Genomic DNA, 6,778 nt, shown 5'->3' with positions numbered 1-6,778 from the left:
GGTGTGAGATATTTTTTCAAAGTAACAAGCTCACTGCGTAATTTTACAAGCTATGTTTTCATAAATTTTAGAATTCAATTTTTTAAATTATTTATTCTTTTGGTTGAGTTTTCTGATGAAGATGTATTGCTTATTTTTCCTATTTTCAAGGATATGTTATATTTTTCAAATACTTATCCATTTTTTTTGTAATAGAGGTTTATTTACGTTTTTTTGCCTATTTTTATCGTCCATCTAACTATTTTGGAACATAATTGGCAAAAAGGCATTTTATCTTGAGCATATTCAAGGAGATAAAACATGGAAACTCGCATTCCTGAAAACACACCATTCGATACGAATTTTCTAGAAGGAACATCTCTAGAAACAAGATACCCTTTTTTTCACACTCCTATTTCATGGTCTGCAATTTTTGCGGGACTGGTGACAGCTCTTTCCACTTCCATCTGTCTTTCTTTTCTTATTGCAGCTTTAGGCTTAAGCCAAATGGATTTCACTTTTTCAAGCTCTTTTGAAGGTTCTTTTCTGTCTATGGGCATTGGCTCTCTTATTATTTTTCTCATAAGTCTTGCCAGTGGAAGTTTTGTTGCCGGTCGTTTTGCTGAAACTTCTGGAGCTCTTCATGGTTTTTTAACTTGGGCTCTCATAACACTTCTTATGACACTTCAAGCTATTCACGTTGTTTCGAGTACGGTAAAGCTGGGTGCTAAAGCTGCCTTAGAAAACAGTTCTATGATCCAAGCAAACATGGATAGTTTCAAAACAAATATATCCCCCCTACTTTCCAAATCAAACAACGAAAACTTTGAAAAGCTATTTTCCCTAAACAGCGATAGTGTCATCAATTTTGAGCAAATTGGCAGTGAATTGCGTACTCTTCTCAAAAAAAGTGACATTCCTTCTCTCAATCCTGAACGTTTGAAACGAACCTATCAGAATGCGCTCAATGATATTGCTTCTGCGCTAACGGCTTTGAAAAATGATCCTTCTCACTCCCGCGCTACTTTAAAAAATCTTGGTTCTCGTCTTTCTGATCGATTAGAATCTCTCACGGGGAAATTTGAACGAAGCGATATCATTAATACCCTTATGAATGATGGCATGAGCCGATCGGATGCGCAAACAGCCGCCAACCGTGCCCTTTATATTTATCAAAAAGCGGAAGAAAAAACTGAAAAAGCGCTAAAAGCCCTTGAAGAACAGGCAGAAACACTCTCTGATAATTTTCAGGAAGCCTTAAAGGGAAGAAAAAACGCTGTAACTAAAGCCACAAAAACGGCCTCTAACATGGGATGGTGGGGTTTTTTAGGTAGCCTAATTGGTGCTGTAATTTCTAGTGTATGTGGTTATTATGGCTACCGAAGCCGTAGAGATTTTTTCATGCTTTAAAAACTTCTGGCTCAGAGAGGATAAAACAAAAAGCTGTACACCTTGTACAGTTTTTTGTTGTAACGCTTCTTGAAATCCTTTGATGAAGCTGCTAGCCTTTGTTTAAAGGCAGTGTTTTAACAGGTTATGAAAACCAATATTAGGTTGAGCACTCATTCTGACGGCAGAATTTGGGGGAATGCAAGAAGACCATAAAACGTACTATACATAGAATTACTCTTCGAGTTCCCGAAAAAGGTTTATAATAGGGGAACAATCTTCATATAAAACGGCAGGCTCTTACTTTGTAGTTGCACAGGCTTGTTTTTAAGCAATATCTCTTAAGGGATCCACACGCATTTTACGAGAGAGCACATGCATGGTATCACAGTCAATCAATTGAGCCTTGCGTCTTTACATTTATGAAGAAGCAATCTAGCAGCATCATTTACTTTTCCATCCCCCAATGTTTCCGATAGCCTTTGCATTAAAACAATTCATAAGAGGGATTTTTAGTGCTTTTAAAGCTAATCGGGGAGTTTTTTACTTTGAGAAAGTATCTCACACTCTTTGTTTTATTCTGCTTGTGCTGGTGCAAGGGGATGGTTTTGATTGTTCCAAGATAACGGGTTTGAAATGAGAGAATTTTACGATATTCAGAGCTCTCATTTACTAGGCAGAACGAGGGATTAACATTTTAGATCAATTGTTTTATCAGGGGATTTTAAATATCATTTAGGGGTGAGCTGAGGCAAGTAAAGGCATGTTATTTGGGTCTGATGTTTTGAATTTTGTTTTTCCACATACTTCAGCTTACTGATAAAGCAAGCAATAAGTAAACTGATAACACCGCGGTTTTTTTTATTTTTCACTTGATATTTTTGAAAAAAGCGTTCCAGTATTTTAATAAAGGTAGAATTTTCAATATCAAGCAGCATTTTTACTTTATCGGTTTATCCATAAGTTAGCATTTTTATGATTTTTATTCTATTTTTGTTGTTTACGTGCACGCTTTAAGGATTTGTAGTTTTTTTGTTTCAGAACAAAGGGCACATTTTTTCATTATTTTTTTAATGTGATTTTTAGAGATGGATTTATTTTTCCATTCTCCAGCAGATTTATTGTTTTTAGCTTTCTGTTTTTTTAGTTTTTTTTCTATGGGGAATTATGAACTTCTGCTTTTTCATTTTTTTAGATATTTCATGGTTTTCCTTTTTCAAGGGAGGGGTTCATTCTGGTTTGTTTATCAGTTTTGTCTTTTTTATTTCTGTTATGCCTGTAGTTTTTTATAAGGAGCGTTTTATTTTTTAGAGGTCACCCTTTATGATTTACAGGGTTTTTAATTAATTTTGCAGTTTTGGTTGCGGGGGCAGGATTTGAACCTGCGGCCTTCAGGTTATGAGCCTGACGAGCTACCGGGCTGCTCCACCCCGCGCCACGAAGGATATAATAAGCGGTTTTTTCTGTTGAAGGCTCATTATATTTATTTTTTTAAATTATTGAGAAGTTTTTTCTATGCCCTCAGCAGACCTGGCAGCGACTTACTCTCCCGTGCCTTAAGGCAAAGTACCATCAGCGCTGGAGCGTTTCACGGCCGAGTTCGGGATGGGATCGGGTGCGTTCACTCCGCCATAACCACCAAGTCAGCAAAGGGCATAGATTTTTTGAGAAGCTGTTTTTTTCTGTAAATTTACGAATGGATATAGGGAATGGGAACGATCAAGTCGATTGAACGATTAGTATCAGTAAGCTTCATGTGTTACCACACTTCCACACCTGACCTATCCACGTGGTGGTCTACCACGGTTCTCATGGGAATACTTGTTTTCAGGTGAGTTTCCCGCTTAGATGCCTTCAGCGGTTATCTCGTCCGTATATAGCTACCCTGCTATGCGGCTGGCGCCACAACAGGTCCACCAGAGATACGTCCATCCCGGTCCTCTCGTACTAGGGACAGGTCCTGTCAATATTCCAACACCCACGGCAGATAGGGACCGAACTGTCTCACGACGTTCTGAACCCAACTCACGTACCGCTTTAAATGGCGAACAGCCATACCCTTGGGACCTGCTCCAGCCCCAGGATGCGATGAGTCGACATCGAGGTGCCAAACAACCCCGTCGATATGGACTCTTGGGGGTCATCAGCCTGTTATCCCCGGCGTACCTTTTATCCGTTGAGCGATGGCCCTTCCACACGGGACCACCGGATCACTATGACCGTCTTTCGACTCTGCTCGACTTGTCAGTCTCACAGTCAGGCAGGCTTATGCCATTGCACTCAACAAACGATTTCCGACCGTTCTGAGCCTACCATCGCGCGCCTCCGTTACTCTTTAGGAGGCGACCGCCCCAGTCAAACTACCCACCATACACGGTCCCGAATCCGGATAACGGACTGCGGTTAGACATCCATATCGGTAAGGGTGGTATTTCAAGGATGACTCCACAAAGGCTAGCGCCCCTGCTTCAAAGTCTACCACCTATCCTACACATACAGACACAAATGCCAGTGTAAAGCTATAGTAAAGGTGCACGGGGTCTTTCCGTCTAACCGCAGGAACCCCGCATCTTCACGGGGAATTCAATTTCACTGAGTCTACGTTGGAGACAGCGGGGAAGTCGTTACGCCATTCGTGCAGGTCGGAACTTACCCGACAAGGAATTTCGCTACCTTAGGACCGTTATAGTTACGGCCGCCGTTTACTGGGGCTTCAATTCAATGCTTGCACATCTCCTCTTAACCTTCCAGCACCGGGCAGGCGTCAGACCCTATACATCGTCTTGCGACTTCGCAGAGCCCTGTGTTTTTGGTAAACAGTCGCTACCCCCTGGTTTGTGCCACCCACTAACGGTTTCCCGCTAAAGGGTCACGCTTCTTCCGAAGTTACGCGTGCAATTTGCCGAGTTCCTTCAACGTAGTTCTCTCAAGCGCCTTAGTATTCTCTACCAGTCCACCTGTGTCGGTTTGGGGTACGGTCTTTATGTGGGAGCTATTTCCTGGAACTGCTTCACTGCAAGATCAATCCAATAAGACCTTACAATTTATGCAATCCGTCACTACCCACAGGTCCACGAATATTAACGTGGTTCCCATCGACTACGCCTTTCGGCCTCGCCTTAGGGGCCGACTCACCCTGCTCAGATTAACTTTAAGCAGGAACCCTTGGACTTTCGGCGAGGGAGTCTCTCACTCCCTTTATCGTTACTCATGTCAGCATTCTCACTTCCGATACCTCGAGGAGCTCTCACGAGTCTCCCTTCACAGGCTTACGGAACGCTCCGCTACCACTTACCCATAAGAGTAAATCCACAGCTTCGGTGTATGGCTTTAGCCCCGTTACATTTTCGGCGCAGGGACCCTTATTTAGACCAGTGAGCTGTTACGCTTTCTTTAAATGGTGGCTGCTTCTAAGCCAACATCCTGGTTGTTTTGGGATCCTCACATCCTTTCCCACTTAGCCATAACTTGGGGACCTTAGATGGTGGTCAGGGTTGTTTCCCTTTCCACGACGGACGTTAGCACCCGCCGTGTGTCTGCTAGTTAGTTCTTCCAGGTATTCGGAGTTTGGTTAGGTTTGGTAATCCGGTGAGGACCCCTAGCCCATCCAGTGCTCTACCCCCTGGAGAATTCGACTAACGCTCTACCTAAATAGATTTCGCGGAGAACCAGCTATTTCCGAGTTTGATTGGCCTTTCACCCCTAGCCACAAGTCATCCCAATCTATTGCAACAGATAAGGGTTCGGCCCTTCAGTAAGTGTTACCTTACCTTCAGCCTGCTCATGGCTAGATCACTCGGTTTCGGGTCTAATCCAACGAACTGAACGCCCTATTCAGACTCGCTTTCGCTACGCCTACACCTACCGGCTTAAGCTTGCTCGTTAGACTAAGTCGCTGACCCATTATACAAAAGGTACGCCGTCACCCAGAACAAATCTTGGGCTCCGACTGTTTGTAGGCATTCGGTTTCAGGTACTATTTCACTCCCCTTGTCGGGGTACTTTTCACCTTTCCCTCACGGTACTGGTTCGCTATCGGTCATGCACGAGTACTTAGGCTTGGATCGTGGTCGACCCATATTCAGACAGGATTTCACGTGTCCCGCCCTACTCAAGGACTTAAATCAGATTTACGTATACGGGACTATCACCCACTTTGGTACGATTTTCCAATCGTTTCTACTTTTCTTAATTTAAGCCACTGGCCTGGTCCGCGTTCGCTCGCCACTACTAACGGAGTCTCGTTTGATGTCCTTTCCTACAGGTACTTAGATGTTTCAGTTCCCTGCGTTTGCTTCTCACACCCTATTTTATTCAGGTGTAGATACCTTTATCTGACAACTAGAAAATTAAACTGTTTTGAAAACAGCTTAATTTTTCTAGCTATCAAAGGTGGGTTGCCCCATTCGGAAATCTACGGATCAAAGGGTATTCGCACCTCCCCGTAGCTTATCGCAGCGTATCACGTCCTTCATCGCCTGTGCATGCCAAGGCATCCACCAAATGCCCTTAAGACACTTGATCGTTCTCATTGCCAATATTCATTCACTGTTTGTCTGCTTCTCTTTATTTTGTGCTCAATAAAGCGCAAAACAAACACAAATATCAGCAGAAAAGACCAGCTTCTTGAGATATATTCAATGGCGCGGCTAAGCTTCCAATCATAAGCAAGGGTTTTGAGCATCCCCTTGCGACACATAGTTTCTTTTTCTTCTTTTTCAAATGAAGTTTTCTTCTTCCAAAGGTTTTTTTTCAAAAAACCTCTTTGACAAAAAGTCTTTTCTCCAAGTTTCCTCAATAAAAAACTTGTCCTTCAGAAAAATCTTAAAAAAGGAACATGTTTGAATATATCTTCTCTTCACAATTTCAATAGAACAGGTGAAAGGCTTATAAAGCTTTCACAAAAGTGTGTTCTTACAACGTGATGATGACCCATAAAGTGGTGGAGCCGGACGGGATCGAACCGACGACCCCCTGCTTGCAAAGCAGGTGCTCTCCCAGCTGAGCTACGGCCCCCAAAACAACACAACACATTCGGAATATTCGGAATACTCAAATTTAAGATCACTTAAATCGCTATTCTTCTACCATTTTGCCTCAAAACATCTCTTTATCTTTGAAAGTACTTTAACTAGAGCACTTTAGCTTTGGATTTTAAAATCAAAGAGAGAGCGTAATTTTGCGCAAATAAGTTTCTTACGAATTGATCAAAAAAGTTTCCTATGAGCAAATTTCACAAGCGCTTATAGATTATAGCGCTTATAGACTGATAGAGTGAATGGTGGGCCTGGGAGGACTTGAACCTCCGACCTCACGCTTATCAAGCGCGCGCTCTAACCAACTGAGCTACAAGCCCTCCGGGATAAATCGGAAAACTTTCTCCGGTATCATCTTAAATCAATGGACAAGC

General features: G+C 42.6%; 2 protein-coding genes, 3 tRNA genes and 2 rRNA genes. 1 reads left to right on the top strand and 6 read right to left on the bottom strand.

Going from position 1 to position 6,778, the window contains the following annotated elements; translation table 11 throughout:
* The first annotated feature begins 300 nt into the window (after window positions 1-300).
* The gene (locus tag GGR08_RS07175) at window positions 301-1,389 is read left to right on the top strand and encodes a TIGR04086 family membrane protein (RefSeq protein WP_183194652.1); all 1,089 of its coding nucleotides are present in this window, start codon (window positions 301-303) and stop codon (window positions 1,387-1,389) included.
* Window positions 1,390-2,726: 1,337 nt separating this feature from the next.
* On the opposite strand, the gene GGR08_RS07170 is transcribed toward GGR08_RS07175, so the two are convergent.
* The 6 genes from GGR08_RS07170 to GGR08_RS07145 form a co-directional block, all read right to left on the bottom strand.
* A tRNA-Met gene (locus tag GGR08_RS07170) sits at window positions 2,727-2,803 on the bottom strand.
* 93 nt (window positions 2,804-2,896) lie between these two features.
* A 5S ribosomal RNA gene (gene rrf, locus GGR08_RS07165) occupies window positions 2,897-3,011 on the bottom strand.
* 72 nt (window positions 3,012-3,083) lie between these two features.
* A 23S ribosomal RNA gene (locus GGR08_RS07160) occupies window positions 3,084-5,892 on the bottom strand.
* Between the two features lie 4 nt (window positions 5,893-5,896).
* Window positions 5,897-6,124: a hypothetical protein gene (locus tag GGR08_RS07155; RefSeq protein WP_183194651.1), complete on the bottom strand. Its 228-nt coding sequence runs from the start codon at window positions 6,122-6,124 to the stop codon at window positions 5,897-5,899.
* Window positions 6,125-6,308: 184 nt separating this feature from the next.
* Window positions 6,309-6,384 (bottom strand) — tRNA-Ala (locus GGR08_RS07150).
* A 263-nt stretch (window positions 6,385-6,647) separates the two neighbouring features.
* A tRNA-Ile gene (locus GGR08_RS07145) sits at window positions 6,648-6,724 on the bottom strand.
* Between the last annotated feature and the right edge of the window lie 54 nt (window positions 6,725-6,778).

The organism is Bartonella fuyuanensis (genome assembly GCF_014197255.1).
GTDB classification, from domain to species: Bacteria; Pseudomonadota; Alphaproteobacteria; order Rhizobiales; family Rhizobiaceae; genus Bartonella; species Bartonella fuyuanensis.
Note: the sequence above shows the minus strand (reverse complement) of the source record. Positions and strands in the feature narration are given on the sequence as shown.

Coding starts and splice junctions, on each gene's coding strand:
- GGR08_RS07175 (WP_183194652.1), top strand. CDS start 301: ATGGAAACTCGCATTCCTGAAAACACACCATTCGATACGAATTTTCTA.